The sequence below is a fragment of the Pedococcus sp. P2_E4 genome (assembly GCF_056403935.1).
This window is the reverse complement of the sequence record NZ_JBFUEO010000015.1, coordinates 19,245-37,484: the sequence shown is the minus strand read 5'-3', so window position 1 is coordinate 37,484 and position 18,240 is coordinate 19,245. Positions and strand designations below refer to the sequence as shown.

15 protein-coding genes are annotated in these 18,240 nt (G+C 69.8%); 7 read left to right on the top strand and 8 right to left on the bottom strand.

The window, feature by feature from the left end; genetic code table 11:
- Positions 1-3 precede the first annotated feature (3 nt).
- The 3 genes from dhaK to ptsP all read left to right on the top strand — a co-directional run bounded on the left by dhaK (position 4) and on the right by ptsP (position 4,206).
- The gene (dhaK, locus tag AC1DV7_RS09440) at positions 4-1,005 is read left to right on the top strand and encodes a dihydroxyacetone kinase subunit DhaK (protein ID WP_477596847.1); all 1,002 of its coding nucleotides are present in this window, start codon (positions 4-6) and stop codon (positions 1,003-1,005) included.
- A gap of 2 nt (positions 1,006-1,007) precedes the next feature.
- Positions 1,008-1,643, top strand: a complete 636-nt coding sequence (gene dhaL, locus AC1DV7_RS09435; protein WP_477596845.1) for a dihydroxyacetone kinase subunit DhaL — start codon at positions 1,008-1,010, stop codon at positions 1,641-1,643.
- A gap of 118 nt (positions 1,644-1,761) precedes the next feature.
- On the top strand, positions 1,762-4,206 hold the full coding sequence (ptsP, locus tag AC1DV7_RS09430; RefSeq protein ID WP_477596843.1) for a phosphoenolpyruvate--protein phosphotransferase: 2,445 nt from the start codon (positions 1,762-1,764) through the stop codon (positions 4,204-4,206).
- A gap of 74 nt (positions 4,207-4,280) precedes the next feature.
- Here ptsP and AC1DV7_RS09425 read toward each other — a convergent pair whose 3' ends face one another.
- The gene (locus AC1DV7_RS09425; RefSeq protein ID WP_477596842.1) at positions 4,281-4,577 is read right to left on the bottom strand and encodes a DUF3303 domain-containing protein; all 297 of its coding nucleotides are present in this window, start codon (positions 4,575-4,577) and stop codon (positions 4,281-4,283) included.
- A 236-nt stretch (positions 4,578-4,813) separates the two neighbouring features.
- Here AC1DV7_RS09425 and AC1DV7_RS09420 point away from each other — a divergent pair, with 236 nt between their 5' ends.
- Positions 4,814-6,055, top strand: a complete 1,242-nt coding sequence (locus AC1DV7_RS09420; protein ID WP_477596840.1) for an FAD-binding protein — start codon at positions 4,814-4,816, stop codon at positions 6,053-6,055.
- Positions 6,056-6,078: 23 nt separating this feature from the next.
- Here AC1DV7_RS09420 and AC1DV7_RS09415 read toward each other — a convergent pair whose 3' ends face one another.
- The 7 genes from AC1DV7_RS09415 to rhaI all read right to left on the bottom strand — a co-directional run bounded on the left by AC1DV7_RS09415 (position 6,079) and on the right by rhaI (position 14,760).
- Positions 6,079-6,711: a LutC/YkgG family protein gene (locus AC1DV7_RS09415; protein WP_477596838.1), complete on the bottom strand. Its 633-nt coding sequence runs from the start codon at positions 6,709-6,711 to the stop codon at positions 6,079-6,081.
- A complete protein-coding gene (locus AC1DV7_RS09410) occupies positions 6,708-8,213 on the bottom strand; it encodes a lactate utilization protein B (RefSeq protein WP_477596836.1) in 1,506 nt (501 codons plus the stop codon). The genes AC1DV7_RS09415 and AC1DV7_RS09410 overlap by 4 nt, the downstream gene beginning before the upstream one ends.
- The gene (locus AC1DV7_RS09405) at positions 8,210-8,953 is read right to left on the bottom strand and encodes a (Fe-S)-binding protein (protein WP_477596834.1); all 744 of its coding nucleotides are present in this window, start codon (positions 8,951-8,953) and stop codon (positions 8,210-8,212) included. The genes AC1DV7_RS09410 and AC1DV7_RS09405 overlap by 4 nt, the downstream gene beginning before the upstream one ends.
- Entirely contained in the window at positions 8,953-9,984 is a 1,032-nt protein-coding gene (locus tag AC1DV7_RS09400; protein ID WP_477596832.1) for a LacI family DNA-binding transcriptional regulator, read from the bottom strand. The genes AC1DV7_RS09405 and AC1DV7_RS09400 overlap by 1 nt, the downstream gene beginning before the upstream one ends.
- A gap of 71 nt (positions 9,985-10,055) precedes the next feature.
- Complete coding sequence (locus tag AC1DV7_RS09395; protein WP_477596830.1) at positions 10,056-11,474, bottom strand: rhamnulokinase; 1,419 nt, start codon at positions 11,472-11,474, stop codon at positions 10,056-10,058.
- Between the two features lie 3 nt (positions 11,475-11,477).
- A complete protein-coding gene (locus AC1DV7_RS09390; RefSeq protein ID WP_477596828.1) occupies positions 11,478-13,514 on the bottom strand; it encodes a bifunctional aldolase/short-chain dehydrogenase in 2,037 nt (678 codons plus the stop codon).
- A 79-nt stretch (positions 13,515-13,593) separates the two neighbouring features.
- Complete coding sequence (rhaI, locus tag AC1DV7_RS09385; protein ID WP_477596826.1) at positions 13,594-14,760, bottom strand: L-rhamnose isomerase; 1,167 nt, start codon at positions 14,758-14,760, stop codon at positions 13,594-13,596.
- Positions 14,761-15,050: 290 nt separating this feature from the next.
- On the opposite strand from rhaI, the gene AC1DV7_RS09380 reads away from it, so the two are divergent.
- From AC1DV7_RS09380 to AC1DV7_RS09370, 3 genes are read left to right on the top strand one after another with little or no spacing between them, the layout of a single operon-like run.
- The gene (locus AC1DV7_RS09380) at positions 15,051-16,346 is read left to right on the top strand and encodes an ABC transporter substrate-binding protein (RefSeq protein ID WP_477596824.1); all 1,296 of its coding nucleotides are present in this window, start codon (positions 15,051-15,053) and stop codon (positions 16,344-16,346) included.
- Positions 16,340-17,305: a carbohydrate ABC transporter permease gene (locus AC1DV7_RS09375; protein ID WP_477596822.1), complete on the top strand. Its 966-nt coding sequence runs from the start codon at positions 16,340-16,342 to the stop codon at positions 17,303-17,305. Before AC1DV7_RS09380 ends, AC1DV7_RS09375 begins: the two co-directional genes overlap by 7 nt.
- Complete coding sequence (locus tag AC1DV7_RS09370; RefSeq protein ID WP_477596820.1) at positions 17,302-18,129, top strand: carbohydrate ABC transporter permease; 828 nt, start codon at positions 17,302-17,304, stop codon at positions 18,127-18,129. Before AC1DV7_RS09375 ends, AC1DV7_RS09370 begins: the two co-directional genes overlap by 4 nt.
- The last annotated feature ends 111 nt before the right edge of the window (positions 18,130-18,240 follow it).

The window sequence follows — 18,240 nt, the reverse complement described above, 5'->3', positions numbered from 1 at the left end:
CTGATGAAGAAGTTGATCAACGACCCCAACGACGTCGTCGTGGAGGCACTGCGTGGCATCGAAGCCGCTCACCCCGAACTGAGGGTCGACCACGAGAGCAAGGTCATCTACCGCGGTGACGCCCCGAAGAAGGGCAAGGTCGGGATCATCTCCGGTGGGGGGTCGGGGCACGAGCCGCTGCATGGCGGTTTCGTCGGCCTGGGCATGCTCGACGCGGCCTGTGCCGGCGAGATCTTCACTTCCCCCGTACCCGGGCAGATCCTGGCCGCGACCAAGCTGGTCGACGGAGGCGCGGGCATCCTGCACGTCGTCAAGAACTACACCGGCGACGTCATGAACTTCGAGATGGCGGCCGAGATGGCGGCGTCCGAGACCGGGGCACGCATCCTGTCGGTGGTGACCGACGACGACGTGGCGGTCCAGGACAGCACGTGGACCGCCGGGCGTCGTGGCGTCGGCGTCACCGTCCTCCTCGAGAAGATCGCCGGGGCGGCGGCAGAGCAGGGGCGCGACCTCGACGAGGTCGCGCAGGTAGCTCGCACCGTCAACGAGAACGGCCGGAGCATGGGCCTTGCCCTCACCTCGTGCACCGTTCCGGCTGCAGGTCGGCCGACGTTCGACCTCGGGGACGACGAGATGGAAGTGGGTGTCGGCATCCATGGAGAGCCGGGGCGTGCGCGGTTGCCGCTCGGACCGGCGCGCGAGATCGCCGCGCTCCTGGTCGAGCCGATTCTCGCCGACCTGGCGTTCGCCAGGGGCAACCCCGTCATCGCGTTCGTCAACGGTCTCGGCGGCACCCCGCTGATCGAGCTCTACGTCGTGTTCAACGAGGTCCAGAAGATCCTGGGCGGGCGCGGGGTGCCCATCGCACGCTCGCTCGTCGGCTCGTACATCACCTCGCTCGACATGGCCGGCGTGTCGATCACCCTGCTCAGGGTCGATGACGAGCTCCTCTCCCTCTGGGACGCTCCTGTCAACACTTCTGCACTGAGATGGGGCATCTGACGATGGGCGAGAACGTGACCACGGCGGTCTTCGAGCAATGGGTGCGCAGGTTTGCTGACCTCGTCACCGAGAATCGTGAGTTCCTGACCGAGCTCGACGCGGCGATCGGCGATGCCGACCACGGCTCGAACATGGACCGGGGCATGAAGGCCGCCGTGGCCGCGCTCGACGAAAGCGCGCCGTCGACGCCCGGCGCCCTGTTGAGCAAGGTGGGGATGACGCTGGTGTCCACGGTCGGAGGGGCGAGCGGGCCCCTGTTCGGGACGTTGTTCATGCGGATGGGCAGCTCGCTGGGAGCCGCCGAAACCGTGTCGGCAACCGACGTCGCGACTGCCCTTCGAGCGGGGCTCGGGGGCGTCGTCGATCGAGGCAAGGCCGGGCCGGGCGACAAGACCATGTATGACGCCCTGGCGCCGGCGGTCGATGCCCTGGAGGGCGCGCTGGCGGAGCACGCCTCCCTGGCCACCGGCCTGAAGGCCGCCAGGTATGCCGCCGCGGTGGGCCGCGAGGACACCCTGCCGATGCTGGCCCGCAAGGGACGTGCGAGCTATCTGGGAGAACGCAGCGTCGGGCACCTTGATCCCGGCGCCGCGACAGTGGCGCTCCTGCTCGAGGCCGCCGCGGATGCACCCTTCTGACCCATTGTCCGGATTCACGACCACGAGCACGCAGGACCAGGAGTGGAGCGCAGTGGAAATGTCAAAGAGCCCTGCCGCCGACCCCCCGGCGGATGCCCGGAGCGGAGTCGGCTTGGTCGTGGTCTCCCACAGCCACGCGCTCGCCCGCGCCACCGTTGCCCTGGCAGCAGAGATGCTGCACGGCCGCACGTTGAGGATCGAGGTGGCGGCGGGCCTCGACGACACGACGTTCGGAACCGACGCGGTCGCCATCATGGAGGCGATCGGACGGGCAGACGGCCCGGAAGGCGTCGTCGTGCTCATGGATCTCGGCAGTGCCGTGCTGAGCGCAGAGCTGGCGCTCGACCTGCTCGACGACCCCGCGGTCCGCTCTCGCGTGACTCTCTCGCCTGCCCCCCTCATCGAAGGCCTCATCGTCGCCGCCGTAGCGGCTGCGGGCGGAGCCAGCAGGGAGGAGGTCGCAGCCGAAGCGCGGGGCGCACTGATGGGCAAGGCAGGACACCTGGCGACCCCGGAACAGGACCCCGCCGGGCACGACGAGGCACCGGATGAGGAGGTCGTCGGAGTGTTTCGTGTCGACAACGCCCACGGACTGCACGCCCGGCCGGCCTCCCGACTGGTCAGCGAGGTGCGTGCGCTCGACGCATCCGTGAGGTTGCGCAACGTCACTACGGGCGCAGGACCGGTCCCCGCGGGCAGCCTCAGCCGGGTTGCGACTCTGTCGGCCCTGCGGGGCCATGAGGTCGAGGTCCGGGCCTCAGGGCCCCAGGCGCGAGAAGCGGTCGAGCACGTCCTTGCCCTCGCGAAACGCCGGTTCGACGAGACCCTCGGTGAGGCTGTTGAGCCAGCGGCTGCACCTCAGGCCGCGTCAGGCACCAGTGGTCCGCTGCCTGCATCTCCGGGGATCGCGATCGGCGCCGCTCGGCGGCTGACCTCCGATCCCACCGACCTCGACCACCGGCCGGTCGGGGAGCCAGCCCTCGAATGGCGAAGCATCGTGGAGTCGGTGGCGGCAGTGCGTCGGGAGATCGAGCACGCCCGGGTCGTGACTGCGCGACGAGTGGGTTCTGAGCACGCCAGCATCTTCGACGCGCACCTGTCCCTGTTGGCCGACTCAGAGCTCCTCACCGACGTCAAGCGCTCGATCGGAGCGGGCCTCGGGGCAGCCGCGGCGTGGGCCGGCTGCATCGCTCAGGTCGAACGCGACTGGGCAGGTCTCCCTGACCCATACCTCAGGGAGCGGGCGGCGGACGTCCGCGCGGTCGGCGACCAGGTGACGCGCGCCCTGACCGGGCGGACGGCACGACGACTGGTGGCCGCGGGTGTCCTCGTGGCGAGCGACCTCACACCCGCCGAGACGGCCGCCCTGGATCTGGAGCTGGTGACCGGAGTCCTCCTCGCGGAGGGCAGTCCCACCTCGCACGCGGCCATCCTGGCCCGGGCCCGCGACATTCCCGTCGTCGTGATGGCCGGCGACCGGGTCTTGGGCATTCCCGAAGGCAGCACCATCCTCCTCGACGGCGGCAGCGGCGAGTGGCACGTCGACCCTTCACCTGAGCTGCTGGAGCAGTTTCGCCGCAGGGCCACTGATCTGGCTCGGCTGCGCGCCGGGCAGATCGCCCTCGCCGAGAAGCCGGCTGTGTCGGGTGACGGCACGTCTGTCCTCGTGGCGGCCAACCTCGGCTCGGTGACCGACGCCCGCGCCGCCTTGGCAGCGGGGGCGGACGGAGCCGGTCTCGTCCGCACCGAGTTCCTCTTCCTCGACAGGCAGACTGCGCCCAGCGTCGACGAACAACAAGGCGTCTACGACCAGATCGCCCAGGCGATGGACGGCCGTCGGATCACCTTCCGAACGCTCGACGTCGGGGGAGACAAGCCCCTGCCCTACCTGCCGATGCCGAAGGAGGCGAACCCCTTCCTGGGCCAACGCGGCATACGGCTCAGCCTCGAGCACCGGGACCTCCTGCGAGACCAGATGGCCGCGATCTGTCGCACGGCGCGGCACGCTGAAACCAGCATCATGATCCCCATGGTGTCGACGCCCGACGAGATGATCGAGGCGCGTCACGTGCTCCTGGAGGCGGCGGGGCCTTCTGGGATCCCCGAGGGGTTGCGCATCGGGACGATGATCGAGATCCCGGCTGCTGCGCTCAAGATCGAGGCCTTTCTGCCCCACGTCGACTTCGTCAGCATCGGGACCAATGACCTGACTCAGTACACTCTCGCGGCGGAGCGCGGGAACGGCGCCGTCGCGGCCCTTTCCGACGCCCTCGATCCGGGCGTTCTCCGCCTGATCGACCACGTGTGCCGAGCAGCACGCGGTCGTATCGACGTCGCAGTCTGTGGCGAGGCTGCCTCGGACGAGCTGGCCATCCCGGTGCTCATCGGCCTGGGTGTGAGGGAGCTCAGCGTCGCGCCCCCTGCAGTCCCCAGGGTCAAGGCGGCCATCCGTGAGCTCGACGTGGAGCGGTGCGCGTCGGTGGCGCGACGTGCGCTCACCCTGGCCAGCGCCAACGACGTCCGCAAGGTCGTGCTGGCTGCCATGGCGGAGGCCGCGGGGTGACCCGGCCGGTGTGAATGCGGGCGCAGCGCATCGCCCCGGACCACTGGTCCGGGCGTCCAGCTGTCGCGGAGGGGTCAGCCGATCGAGGCCCGGAAGGCGATCCCTTCGCCCGCGATGGCTGCCGACTCCTCGATGGGGTGGATGGCCCGGGCTGTGAACCGCAGCCACGGGGTGAACGGGCTCACGGTCCGCGCCAAGGTCGCGGCACTGTCGACCTCGATGATGGCGACACCTCCGTCACCGTCGGCGAACGCGTAGAACCCCTGGAAGTCAGCGCCGGGGGGCGGCTTCCAGCCCTGGAAGACCTCGAGGGCGCGGGCGCCGCCTTCCTCGCTGCTGTCGACCCACTCCCACACCACGTGCATCAACATGATCCGCAACCTCCACTTCGGGTCGGATCCAGGTGACGCCGGGGTGACGTCACCCGTGGCTGACGCCGCGGTCCCTGCCACAGCCGACGTCGGCTCCAGCGTCGTCCCGGCGGATCGTCGGCACCACCGGCAAAAGTGTGAGCGGGACGGCAACGTGGTCCGACGGTGGCCGCCGACCAGCCTGGCCCGGATCTGTCGTAGGTTCGAGGTCTTCCTCCGAGCCGGAACGGGGTCCCGTGGCTTCACACCACAACTGGGCAGGCAACCACGTCTACGAGGCCAGCCAGATCGTCCACCCGCAGTCCGTGGACGAGGTCCGCGAGGTGGTCGCCTCGGCCGAGCGGGTCAAGGCTTTGGGCACCCGTCACTCGTTCAGCGACGTCGCCGACACGCCTGGCGTCCTCGTCTGCCTGGACCGCCTGCCGGCCGAGGTCGCGATCGACCGCGATCACAGGACCGTCTCGGTCACCGGGGGCGCGACGTATGGTGCCCTGGCCACGGAGTTGCAGCGCGGCGGGTGGGCGCTGGCCAACCTGGCGTCCCTGCCGCACATCTCGGTGGCCGGGTCGGTCGCCACCGGCACGCACGGTTCGGGCGACCGGAACCAGTCCCTTGCAGCGCTCGTGACGGCCCTCGAGGTCGTGGGTCCCGACGGCGACCTGCGCACCCTCCGACGAGGCGATCCTGACTTCGACGGCAGTGTCGTCGCGCTCGGCGCCCTCGGTGTCGTCACCCGCCTCGAGCTCGAGATCGAACCCACCTACGAGGTCCGGCAGGACGTCTACACAGGGCTCGGCTGGGACGCGGTCGAGGAGCGCTTCGACCAGCTCACCTCACACGGCTACAGCGTCAGCCTGTTGACCCGCTTCGACGACCTCGGCATCCGACAGCTGTGGGTCAAGAGCCGTGCGGACCAGCCGCCACCCCCGGAGCTCGAGGGGGCCATCCCCGCCGACCGGACCCTGCACATGCTCGACGACGCGCCCACCGAGGCCCTCACTGAGCAGGGAGGCGTCGCGGGCCCGTGGCTGGACCGCCTTCCGCACTTCAAGATGGACTTCACGCCGAGTCGCGGCGAGGAGCTGCAGAGCGAGTACCTCGTGCCCCGCGACGGCGCCCTTGCGGCGCTCGACGCCATGCGTCGCCTCGCAGGCCACTTCGCGCACCTCCTGCAGTCCGCCGAGATCCGGACCGTCGCCGCCGACGGCCTGTGGCTGAGCAGCGCCTTCGAGCGGGACGTCGTCGGGCTCCACCTCACTTGGGTCCGGGACCTGCCGGCGGTCCTCGAGGCGCTGGGGCCGATCGAGGACGCGCTTCTCCCGCTCGGCGGCCGACCGCACTGGGGCAAGGTGTTTCGCGCCGGTGCGGGCGAGCTCGCTCCGCTGTACCCGCGCTTCGACGACTTCCGTGCCCTGCGTGAGCGCGTCGACCCCGAGCGCACGTTCGGCAACGCCTTCCTCGACCGAGCCCTGGGCTAGGACCCGGGACTGGCTGAGGTGCGCTATCCCGCGACCACCACGATGAGCGTGCGGGGACCGTGGACGCCCTCCACCCGGTCGAGCTCGATGTCGCTGGTCGCCGACGGGCCGCTGATGAACGTCAGGGGACGCAGGGGGTCGACCCGTTGCAGGCCCTCGGGGACCGTCTCGACGACGTCCTGCACGCGGACGACGCAGACGTGCGTGTCTGGCACGAGGGTGATCGCTCGCCGCCCGCACAGCTCGCCGCCGTCGAGGACGATGGTGCCCGTCTCGGYGATGGCGACCACCGAGCCCGTGACGACGGCGGGCAGCCGGTCGAGACCGCGGCCGTCCAGCGACCCGTCGTCCACGACGACGTCGGCCAGCCAGCCGGTCCACTCCCGTGGGGTGCCGGCAGGGGTGACGGCCTGGCCGATCTCGCGGGAGGCCAAGGCATCTGCGACCGCTCGTCCGATCGAGTCGTCGTCCTCGGCCCCGACCCGGACGACCGTCGCGCGGTAGTCCTCGAGCCGGTCGACGAGCTGGAGGACGAGCTCGGGCGAGCCCGCGGCATACGTCCCCTGGGTGCGGTAGGCGCGGGGGACCGGCGGCGCGGACGGGTCCTCGCCGAGGGCGCCGCGGATGCGGCCCAGCACCTCCTCCCGCGCGCTCACGACGAGGTTCCACGGGTTCGGGCCCACCAGTCGCGGAACGACTCGGCCGCAGGAGTAGGTGCGTCGCGGGAGGCGGTCCAGCCGTTCAGGGGCGGCGGGAGGGGGATGCGCGGCTTCCCTCGTCGTATGCCGTGGCGCGCCAGCGCCGCGGCGCGGCCGGCCTTCGCGAACCGGCCGGCGTCGGCCATGACCCAGGCGGCGGCCTTCATCGCGGCTGCCTCGGGACTGGGCAGCCTGTGGGTGTCGGCGTGCGCCTCGGTGTGCTCGGCGCGCAGCTGCACGAGCATGTCGGGGATGTTGATCTTGACCGGGCAGACGTCGTAGCAGGCGCCGCACAGGCTTGAGGCGTAGGGCAGCGAGTCGTTGGGGTCGTCGCCTCCGGTGAGCCCCGTCAGCAGCGGGCTGAGGATGGCGCCGATGGGCCCGGGGTAGACCGAGCCGTAGGCGTGACCGCCGGTGCGTTCGTAGACGGGGCAGACGTTGAGGCAGGCCGAGCAGCGGATGCAGTGCAGCGCGGTGCGGCCGAGCTCGTCGGCCAGGGCGCGGGTGCGGCCGTTGTCGAGCAGGACCAGGTGGAACTCCTGTGGGCCGTCACCGGGCGTGACGCCGGACCACGTGGACGTGTAGGGGTTCATCCGCTCGCCGGTGGACGACCGGGGCAGCAGCTGGAGGAAGACCTCGAGGTCGCGCCAGGTGGGGACGACCTTCTCGATGCCCATCACGGTGATGAGGGTGTCGGGCAGCGTGAGGCACATCCGCCCGTTCCCCTCGGACTCGACGACCGTGAGCGTGCCCGTCTCGGCCACCCCGAAGTTGGCGCCGGACACCGCGACCCTGGCCCGCAGGAACACCTCGCGCAGGTGGGTGCGGGCGGCGGCCGCGAGGACCGCCGGCTCGTCCGTCAGCGCGGGGTCGACGCCCGGCATCTCGCGGGCGAAGATCTCCCGGATCTCGGCCCGGCCGCGGTGGATCGCGGGCACGAGGATGTGCGACGGCTTGTCGCGGCCCAGCTGGACGATCAGCTCGGCGAGGTCGGTCTCGTGGGCGGTGATGCCCGCGGCCTCGAGGGCCTCGTTGAGCCCGATCTCCTGGGTCGCCATCGACTTGACCTTGACCACCTCGTCCGCCCCCGTGGCCCGGACCAGGTCGGTCACGATCCGGTTGGCCTCGGCGGCGTCGCGCGCCCAGTGGACCGTGCCGCCCCGGGCGATGACGTTGGCCTCGAGCTGTTCGAGCAGCTCGGGCAGGCGCGCCATCGTGTCGGCCTTGATCGCGGACCCGGCGTCGCGCAGCGCCTCCCAATCGGGCACCTCGGCGACCACGCTGGCGCGCTTGGTCCTGATCGTCGACGTGGCGTGAGCGAGGTTGCGCCTCAGCTGGGTGTCGGCCAGCGCGTCGTGCGCCGCGGCCGGGAACGACCGGTCCCCGGTGAGGTGACCCACGGCGGGGTCGGCGGCCGGGCCGCGGACCCGGGCGCCCGGCATACCGAGGAAGGTGCTCATGCGGTGCTCGCGAGGATCTCGGCGAGGTGCACCGGCCTCACGCCTGTCTTGAGGCGGGAGAGGCCGCCACCGATGTGCATGAGGCACGAGGCGTCGCCGGCGGTGACGACCTCCGCCCTGGTCGTCAGCACCGAGGACATCTTGTCGGCGAGCATGGCCGTGGAGGTCTCGGCGTTCTTGACCGAGAACGTGCCGCCGAAGCCGCAGCACACGTCGGCCGCGGGCAGCTCGACCAGGTCGATGCCACGCACGGCCCGCAGCAGCTGAAGGGGCGCCTCGCCGACCCCCAGCAGCCGCAGAGAGTGACACGTGGGGTGGTAGGTCACGCGGTGTGGATACGAGGCGCCGACGTCGGTGACACCCAGCACGTCGACGAGCAGCTGGGACAGCTCGTACGTCTTCGCCGCGACGGCCTCGGCACGGACTGCGAGCTCCTCGTCCCCGGCACGACGCGCGAGGGCCGCGTGCTGGTGACGGACGGACCCGGCACACGACCCGGACGGCGCGACGACGGCCTCACACCCGTCAGCGAGGGCCTGCTCGAACACCTCGACGTGGTGGCGCACCAGACCCACCGCGTCGCGCTGGTACCCGGTGTTGGTGTGCATCTGGCCGCAGCACGTCTGGGCCTCGGGGAAGACCACCTCGTGGCCCAGCCGCTCCAGCACCGTGACCGTGGCGCGACCGACGTCAGGGAACAGCACGTCCCCCAGGCAGGTGACGAAGAGCGCGACCTTCATCAGGCAGTCCTGCGGACCGCGGCCGTGGACGCGCGGGCCACCAGCTCGGGGTGGAAGACCACCTGCTCGTGCTGGTGTTCGGCACCCCGCTCGGCCTCGTCCATGAGCAGCCTGGCGGCGGTGCGTCCGAGCAGCTGACGCGGCTGCGCGACCGTGGTGAGCGGGACGGCCGCGGCGGCGGCGTACTCGATGTCGTCGTACCCGACGATGGCGACGTCGTCCGGGACCCGCACTCCGAGCTGCACCAGGTGCTGCAGGAGCCCCAGGGCGAGCAGGTCGTTGGCGCAGAACACTGCAGTGGGCCGGCTGCGCCGGGGCAGCCCGAGGAGCCGCTCCCCGGCACGCCTGCCCTCGGCGATGGTCAGGGCGTCGGTCTGGATGACGCCCAGGTCGTCGGCGCTGAGGCCGGCCGCCTCCATCGCCAGGCGCGCCCCGGCGTGACGATCCTTGACCTGCGGGATCTCGAGCGGCCCGCCGATGAAGGCGAGCTTGCGGTGGCCGGACTCCAGGAGGTGGCTGACCGCCATCTCGCCACCGCTGACATCGTCGACACCCACCGTGCACCAGCCCTGCCCGTCCTCGGGCGCCCGGTCGACGAGGACGACGGGGACCCCCTGCTCGCGCAGCCGGGTGAGCCGCGGGTTCGCGTAGTCCATCGCGGTGATGAGGACCCCACGCACCCGCAGCTGGGTGAGCTGCTCGAGGTACTGGTCCTCGCGGTCGGCGTCCAGGTCGCTGTTGCACAGGAACAGCGAGAGGTGCTCGGTCTTGGCCACCTCCTCGATGCCGCGCGTGACATCGGTGAAGAAGGGGTTGGAGGCGTCGAGGACCAGGTAGGCGAGGGTGTCGCTGCGTCCCGCCGCGAGCTGGCGGGCCGAGGCGTTGGGCACGAAGCCGAGGCGCGCGATCGCTGCCTCGACCTTGGCACGCGTGGTGGGTCGAACTGCAGCGGGACGGTTGAGGACGTTCGAGACCGTGCCGACCGAGACGCCTGCCGCTGCGGCAACGTCCTTGATGCTCGCCGATGCCATCTGCGCTCCTCTCCGTCGATGCAAGGTACCGGGACGCCTACTCATTGTTGCCGTGGGGGCACGGCCGTGGGTCAGGAGGGCACGAAGACCCTCACCTCCTGGGTCTCGCGCAGGTCGGCGCGCAGCTCCTCGAGGCTGTCCGGCGCCGCACCGTGCGTGCGAGCCTGCACCAGCACGTTGCCGAGGGCCGTGGCTTCCACGGGCCCACTGGTGACCGGCGTACCCGACAGGTCGGCCGTGAGCTGGCACAGCAGGGCGTTCTGGGACCCGCCGCCGACCATGTGGATGACGTCGATGTCATGGGCGAGCTCGGCGGCCTGGCCGAGGGTGCGGGCGTATGCCGTGGCGAGCGAGTCGAGGATGCACCGCACCGTGGCTGCTGGTCCGGGCGGGGGAGTGCGGCCCTTGCGGTACACCGCGGCGGCGATCCGCTGCGGCATCCGCCCGGGCGGGATGAACTCAGGGTCGTCGACGTCGATGGTCGGACCACCACTCGGCAGGGTCTCGGCCTCGGCGAGGAGCGAGGCGAGGTCGTGGCTGGTGCCTTCGTCGGCCCACGTCCGCAGGGACTCCTGCAGGAGCCACAGCCCGCCGACGTTGCGCAGGTACCTGATCCGCCCGTCGACCCCGCCCTCGTTGGTGAAGTTCGCCTGCTGGCTCTCCGGGCTGAGGACGGGCTTGTCGAGCTCGAGTCCGGCGAGGGACCAGGTGCCGCTGGAGACGTAGCCGAACCGGCGGTCGGTGGCCGGCACTGCGACCACCGCCGAGGCGGTGTCGTGCGACCCGACGGTCGTGACGACGACACCGGCGTCGAGGCCGGTGGCGCTGCTCACCGACGGGAGCAGCCGACCACGGACCTGACCGGGCTGATCGATCTCCGGCAGGAGGTGACGGGGGAGGTCGAGCAGCCGCAGGACCTCTGCCGACCACTCTCCGGTGGAGACGTCGAGCAGCCCGGTGGTGGAGGCGTTGGTGGCCTCGGTGCGCAGCTGCCCCGTGAGCCAGTAGGCCAGCAGGTCGGGGAGCAGGACCACGTGGGCGGCCTTGTCCCACAACGGGGACTGCTTCTCCGCCTCCAGCTGGTAGACCGTGTTGAACGGCAGGAACTGGAGCCCGTTCACGGCATACAGCTGGTCCTGGGTGACCCGCTCGTGGACGCGGGCCACGACGCTGTCGGTGCGCCCGTCCCGGTACGAGATCGGCTCGGCCAGGAGGCGGCCGTCGGCGTCGAGGAGGCCGTAGTCGACGGCCCACGTGTCGATGCCGACGGACTCCACCTCAGGGAAGTGCCGCGCCAGTGCGCTGAGCCCCCGAAGGACCTCGCCGTACAGCCCCGTCAGGTCCCACCGCAGGTGCCCCTGGCTGGGGCTGGCGCCGTTGGGGAATCGCCGAACCGTGTGAAGGGTCGTGCGACGGCCGTCGACCACGCCCGCCATGACCCGTCCTCCCGAGGCGCCGATGTCGATGGCCCCGAAGACCCTGGCTGCCATGGTCTAGCGCAGGAAGGCGTTGGCGACGCCGGAGTCGACGGGGATGTGCAGGCCGGTCGTGTGACTGAGCTCGTCGGAGGTCAGGACGGCTGCAGCGTTGGCGACGTGCTCCGGCAGCACCTCGCGGCCGAGCAGGGTGCGCTTGGCGTAGTAGGCGCCGAGGTCCTCCTCGGCGACTCCGTAGACCTCGGCGCGCTTGGCTCCCCACCCGCCGGCGAAGATGCCGCTGCCGCGGACCACGCCGTCGGGGTTGATGCCGTTGACCTTGATGCCGTGCTCGCCGAGCTCGGCGGCGAGCAGGCGCACCTGGTGGGCCTGGTCCGCCTTGACCGCCGAGTACGCGATGTTGTTGGGCCCGGCGAAGACCGAGTTCTTGGACGAGATGTAGAGGATGTCGCCGCCCAGCTTCTGGGCGATCATCGCGGCGGCCGCGGACTTGGAGGCCAGGAAGCTGCCCTTGGCCATGACGTCGTGCTGCAGGTCCCAGTCGGCTTCCGTGGTCTCGAGGAGCGGCTTGGAGATGGACAGGCCGGCGTTGTTGACGAGCAGGTCGATCCCGCCGAAGGCGAGCACAGTGGCGTCGACTGCGGCCTGGACGGCGTCCGCGTCGGTGACGTTCGCCTGGACTCCGACGGCGACGTCGGTGCCGCCGAGCTCGGCGGCAGCAGCCTGCGCCTTGGCGAGGTCGAGGTCGGCGATGACGACGCAGGCGCCCTCGGCGGCCAGGCGGGTGGCAATGGCCTTGCCGATGCCCGAGGCGGCGCCGGTGACCAGGGCGATGCGCCCGGCGTGGGAGCGCGGCTTGGGCAGGCGGGCGAGCTTGGCCTCCTCGAGGGCCCAGTACTCGATGCGGAACTTCTCGGACTCGTCGATGGGGGAGTAGGTCGAGACCGACTCGGCCCCGCGCATCACGTTGATGGCGTTGGTGTAGAACTCTCCGGCGACGCGGGCGGTCTGCTTGTCCTTGCCGTAGGAGAACATCCCCACGCCAGGCACGAGGACGATCGCCGGGTCGGCGCCGCGGATCGCGGGGGAGTCGGGCGTGGCGTTCCGGTCGTAGTAGGCCTGGTAGTCCTCGCGGTAGGCCGCGTGGAGCTCGCCGAGGCGCGCGACGACCTCCTCGACCGTCGCGGTGGCGGGGAGGTCGACGACGAGGGGCTTGACCTTCGTGCGCAGAAAGTGGTCGGGGCACGAGGTGCCGAGCTCGGCCAGCGGCGCGAGCTTCTCGCTGGCCAGGAATTCCAGGACGACGTCGGAGTCGGTGAAGTGGCCGACCATCGCCTTGTCCTGCGAGGCGACCGCACGGACGTGCGGGGCCAGGGCGGCGGCCCTGGCGCGCCGCTCGGAGTCCGGCAGGGCGGCATACCCGGGCACCTGGGCCCCGAACGGCTCCGGCGACCCGTGCTCGTCGAGGTAGGCCTGTGCGGTCTGGATGATCCACGAGGAGTTGGCCTCGGCCTCATCGCTCGTGTCGCCCCAGGCGGTCACGCCGTGGCCGCCGAGGATGGTGCCGACGGCCTGCGGGTTGGCCGCCTTGATCGCGGCGATGTCGAGGCCGAGCTGGAAGCCGGGGCGGCGCCAGGGCACCCAGACGACCTTGTCGCCGAACACCTCCTTGGTGAGCTGCTCGCCGTCCTTGGCCGTCGCGATCGCGATGCCGCTGTCGGGGTGCAGGTGGTCCACGTGCGCCGCGTCCACGAGCCCGTGCATGGCGGTGTCGATCGAGGGGGCCGCTCCGCCCTTGCCGTGCAGGCAGTAGTCGAAGGCGGCGACCATCTCGTCCTCGCGGTCGACTCCCGGGTAGACGTCGACGAGCGAACGCATCCGGTCCAGCCGCAACACCGCCAGGCCGGACTCCCTGAGGGTGCCCAGGTCACCGCCCGAGCCCTTGACCCAGAGCAGCTCGACCTGCTCGCCGGTCACCGGGTCGGTCTCGGTGCCCTTGGCGGAGGTGTTGCCGCCGGCGTAGTTGGTGTTCCGCGGGTCGGCGCCCAGGCGGTTGGAGCGGGTGATCAGGTCGGAGACGGCGGGGTTGGTCATCGGGAGGTTCTTTCTCGTTCGGTGGTATGACGGTGCGGGGGTTCTCGAGGTGGGGGACTCGGGGTGGGGGCGCGGGACCTCAGGCGCCCCAGCCGGCCTGGTTGCCGCCCACGCGGTCGGCTGCGATGCGGTCCTGGTAGCCGCTGGCGGCGTACGCCTTGAGCGGGTCCGCGGGAAGCCCGCGGCCGGACCGCCAGTCCGCGAGGTCGGCCCGGACGTCGGTGTAGAACGCGTCCATCAGGACGCCGTTGGCGCCCAGCACGTCACCGGCGCGCTCGGCCTCGCGCAGCGCCTCGCGGTCGACGAGCAGGGCCCGGGCGGTCATCTCCTGGACGTTGAGGACGGACCGGATCTGGCCGGGGATCTTGTCCTCGACGTTGTGGCACTGGTCGAGCATGAACGCCACGTCGCTGTCGTCGCCGTAGCCGCCGCCACGGATCACCTCGTAGAGGATCCGGAAGAGCTGGAACGGGTCTGCCGCACCCACGATGAGGTCGTCGTCGGCGTAGAAGCGTGAGTTGAAGTCGAACGATCCCAGTCTGCCGAGCCGCAGGAGCTGGGCGACGATGAACTCGATGTTGGTGCCGGGCGCGTGGTGCCCGGTGTCGAGGCACACGGTGGCGCGGTCGCCGAGCGCGAGGCAGTGGACCAGTGAGGTGCCCCAGTCGGGGACGTCGGTGGCGTAGAAGGCCGGCTCGAAGAACTTGTACTCCAGGACGAGCCGTTGGTCCTCGCCGAGCCGGGCGTACACCTGCTGGAGGCTGTCGGCCAGGCGGTCCTGGCGGTCGCGCAGGTCACCCTGGCCCGGGTAGTTGGTGCCGTCGGCCAGCCAGATCTTCAGGTCGCGGCTGCCGGTGACGTCCATGATGTCGATGCACTCGACCTGGTGGGCGATCGCCTTGGCGCGGATGCGCTCGTCGACGTGGGTGAGGCTGCCGAACTTGTAGTCGTCGTCCTGGAACGTGTTGGAGTTGATGGTGCCCAACCGCAGCCCCAGGTCCTCGGCGAAGCGGCCCAGCTTGTCGTAGTCGTCCACCTTGTCCCACGGGATGTGCAGGGCGACCGACGGAGCGAGGCCGGTGACCTGGTGCACCTGTGCCGCGTCCGCGAGCTTCTCCTCGACCGTGCGGGGCGTCCCCGGCGTGCTGAAGACCTTGAAGCGGGTGCCGGAGTTGCCGAACGCCCAGGAGGGCAGCTCGATCGCCTGTTGGGAGAGCTGGTCCGCGATGCCGGCGAAGGTTCTCATTGCCTGTCCGTCCGTTCGTTCGTTATACAAATGAAGCGCTTCAGTTGCATGGAGTAAACAGCATGCCGGAACGCGCGTCAACGCCCAGCTGGGAATCGGTGGTCAGGCGTGCGTGCAGGGGACCTGGCGTGAGATTGAAGCAGTTCTCAGGCTCGGAACTAATCCTGGCCGAACTGTTGACACCTCCACCCGGCACCTTTACCGTGGAGCCACGTCGATGACTGAAGCGATTCAAAAACTCGATGTGAAACCATCGCGGATACGCGCCCCAAAGCTGTGGAGGTACCCCAATGAAGATTTCCCGTTCGAGGCTGGCGATCGCCGTCGTCGCTGCAACCGCCCTCACGTCGCTCGGCGCCTGCGCCAGCGACTCGGGCTCAGGATCCGACAGTGGCAAGACCGAGATCACCCTGTTGACGGACAACGCCGAGACCACGGTCAAGAGCGCGAAGGCCGTCATCGAGGCGTTCGAGAAGGCCAACCCCACGATCACGGTCAAGACCGAGACCCGACCCGGCGGTTCGGACGGTGACAACATCGTCAAGACCAAGCTGTCGACCGGCGACATGGCCGACGTGTTCTGGTACAACTCCGGCTCGCTCCTGCAGGCGCTGAGCCCGGAGAAGACGCTGGTCGACCTCACCGGCGACGCCGCCCTCAAGGACACGGACCCCTCGTTCCTCCCGACGGTGACCCAGAACGGCAAGGTCTACGGTGCGCCGGTCGGCACGGTGATGGGAGGCGGCATCCTCTACAACAAGGACGTCTACTCCAAGCTGGGGCTCTCGGTGCCCAAGACGTGGGCCGAGTTCGAGTCCAACAGCGACAAGATCAAGGCCGCCGGCATCACCGCGGTCCTGGGCAGCTTCAAGGACACCTGGACCTCGCAGCTGTTCGTGCTGGGCGACTTCTACAACGTGGCGACCGCGAACCCGAAGTTCGCCGAGGACTACACGGCCAACAAGGTGAAGTACGCCTCTGATGCGGCAGCGGTCAAGGGCTTCGAGAAGACGGCCGAGGCCAAGGCGAAGGGCTGGCTCAACAAGTCGGCCGGCTCCACGACCTTCGACCAGGGCATGAAGCTGCTGGCATCCGGCAAGGCCGCCCAGTACCCGCTGCTCACCTTCCCGGTGGGGACCCTGCCGGCAGCCCAGGCTGACAAGATCGGCTTCTTCGGGATCCCCGGAGACGACGCGAGCAAGGCCGGCGCGACCATCTGGCCGGGCAACGGTCAGTACATCCCCAAGACGACCAAGAACCTCGACGCCGCCAAGAAGTTCGTCGCCTTCGTCGCCTCCGCGCCCGGCACCGAGGCCTTCTCGGTCGTGCCTCCCACCGGCCCGTACCTGGTCAAGGGCTCCACGCTCCCGGCCTCGGCACCGGGCGTCGCCAAGGACATCCAGGCCTACATCGACTCCGGGAACGTCTCGCCCGCGCTGGAGTTCCTGTCGCCGGTCAAGGGCCCGTCGCTCGAGCAGATCACCGTCGCGGTGGCCACCGGACAGACCAGCGCCAAGGACGGCGCGGCACAGTATGACGCCGACGTGACGAAGCAAGCCAAGCAGCTGGGACTGCCGGGATGGTAACCAACACCACCTCGAGCCAGGCTCGGACGGCCGGTCCCCGCGGAGACGCGGGGGCCGGCCGGCCCACCCGGAAACCGCTGCGGCGCAGCGGGACCCACAACCTCAGGGCGAGCACCTACTCCTACTGGTTCTACGCCCCCGCTGGGCTGGTCTACGGGCTGATGTTCATCGTCCCGACCGTGATCTCCTTCTACTACGCCTTCACCCGCTGGACCCTCTTCGAGTCCGAGTTCATCGGCCTCGACAACTTCCGCCAGTTCTTCTCCGAGCAGGCGCTGGTCAGCGGGCTGAAGAACACCCTCGTCTACGCCGTCGTGACCAGCGGGCTCAAGGTCGTGCTCGGGATGCTGTTCGCGGTCCTGCTCACCGGTCCGATCCGCTCGCGTGGCTTCCTCCGGTCGGTGGTCTTCTTCCCCGTCCTCGTCAGCACGGTCGCCGTCGGCATCACCTTCAGCGTCCTGCTCCAGCCGGACTTCGGGCTGGTCGCCACCACCCTCGCCAAGATGGGCATCACCTCCCCTGACTGGCTGGGCGACCCCAGCCTCGCGCTCCTGTCGGTCGCGCTGGTCGACGTCTGGAAGGGCGTGGGACTCGCGACGCTGATCTACATCGCCGGCATCCTGGCCATCCCCAAGGACTACTACGAGGCAGTCGACATCGATGGTGGAGGCGCCTGGGTCAAGTTCAGGAACGTCACCCTCCCGCTCGCAGCTCCGGCAACGTTCACCGTCATCCTGCTCTCCCTCATCAGCGGTCTGCGGTCCTTCGACCTCATCTGGACCATGACCGGTGGTGGTCCCGGTTTCAGCAGTGACGTCATCGCCTCGGTGATCTACAAGCAGTACCAGGCTGGCTTCTTCGGACTGGCGACCGCGGGCAACGTCGTCCTGTTCGTCCTCGTGTCGCTCATCGCGTTCCCCCTGTTCCGCTTCTTCAACTCGAGGGAGGTGGAGTCATGAGAACGCTTCGACGCACCTCGTTGGAGGTCGTGGCCATCCTCGTCGCGCTGGTCGTGTTCGTCGTTCCCTTCGTGTTCATGTTCCTGACCGCGGCCAAGGACGAGTTCGAGGCCTCGGACCTCACGTTCAGCCTGCCGACGACGTGGCCGATCATGGACAACCTCAAGGAGGTGTTCACTGCCCGGGACGGGATGCTGCTCACCGCCTTCAAGAACAGCACGATCCTCACGGTGGTCTCCGTGGCCATCCTCGTGGTGCTGTGCTCGATGGTGGGCTACGTCATCCAGCGGCGCCCCGGGCGCGTGGCGAACATCGCCAACCTCCTGGTCGTCTCGGGCCTGATCATCCCGCCCGCCGTCGTACCGACCATCTGGGTGCTGCAGCAGATGCACCTCTTCAAGACGCTGCCCGGCCTGATCCTCGTCGAGGTCGCTTACCAGATGGCGTTCTGCGTGCTGCTGTTCCGCGCCTTCGTCGCCGCCATCCCGCGAGAGCTGGACGAGGCGGCCATGATCGACGGCTGCACGGGACTGTCCCTGTTCTTCCGGGTCATCTTCCCGCTGCTCCGCCCGGTCACCATCACGGTGATCCTGACGAGCTCGGTCTTCATCTACAGCGACTTCGTCAACCCGCTGTACTTCCTGCCCGGCGACGAGAACGCCACCGTGCAGCTCACGCTGTTCAACTTCCTCAGCCAGTTCAGCACGCAGTACAACCTGCTCTTCATGAACATCGTGCTCGTCACGATCCCGCCGCTGGTCCTGTTCATCTTCTTCAACCGCAAGATCGTCGCGGGCATGACCTCCGGCGCCGTCAAGGGCTGAGCGCTCTCGTGTCCGGCGGGCGCAGGGCCCGCTGACACCACCCCACGACACCCACGAAAACCACCCGCGCCGCCGCCGACCCCAAGCGCGCCCCCACCGCATACTCCTCGA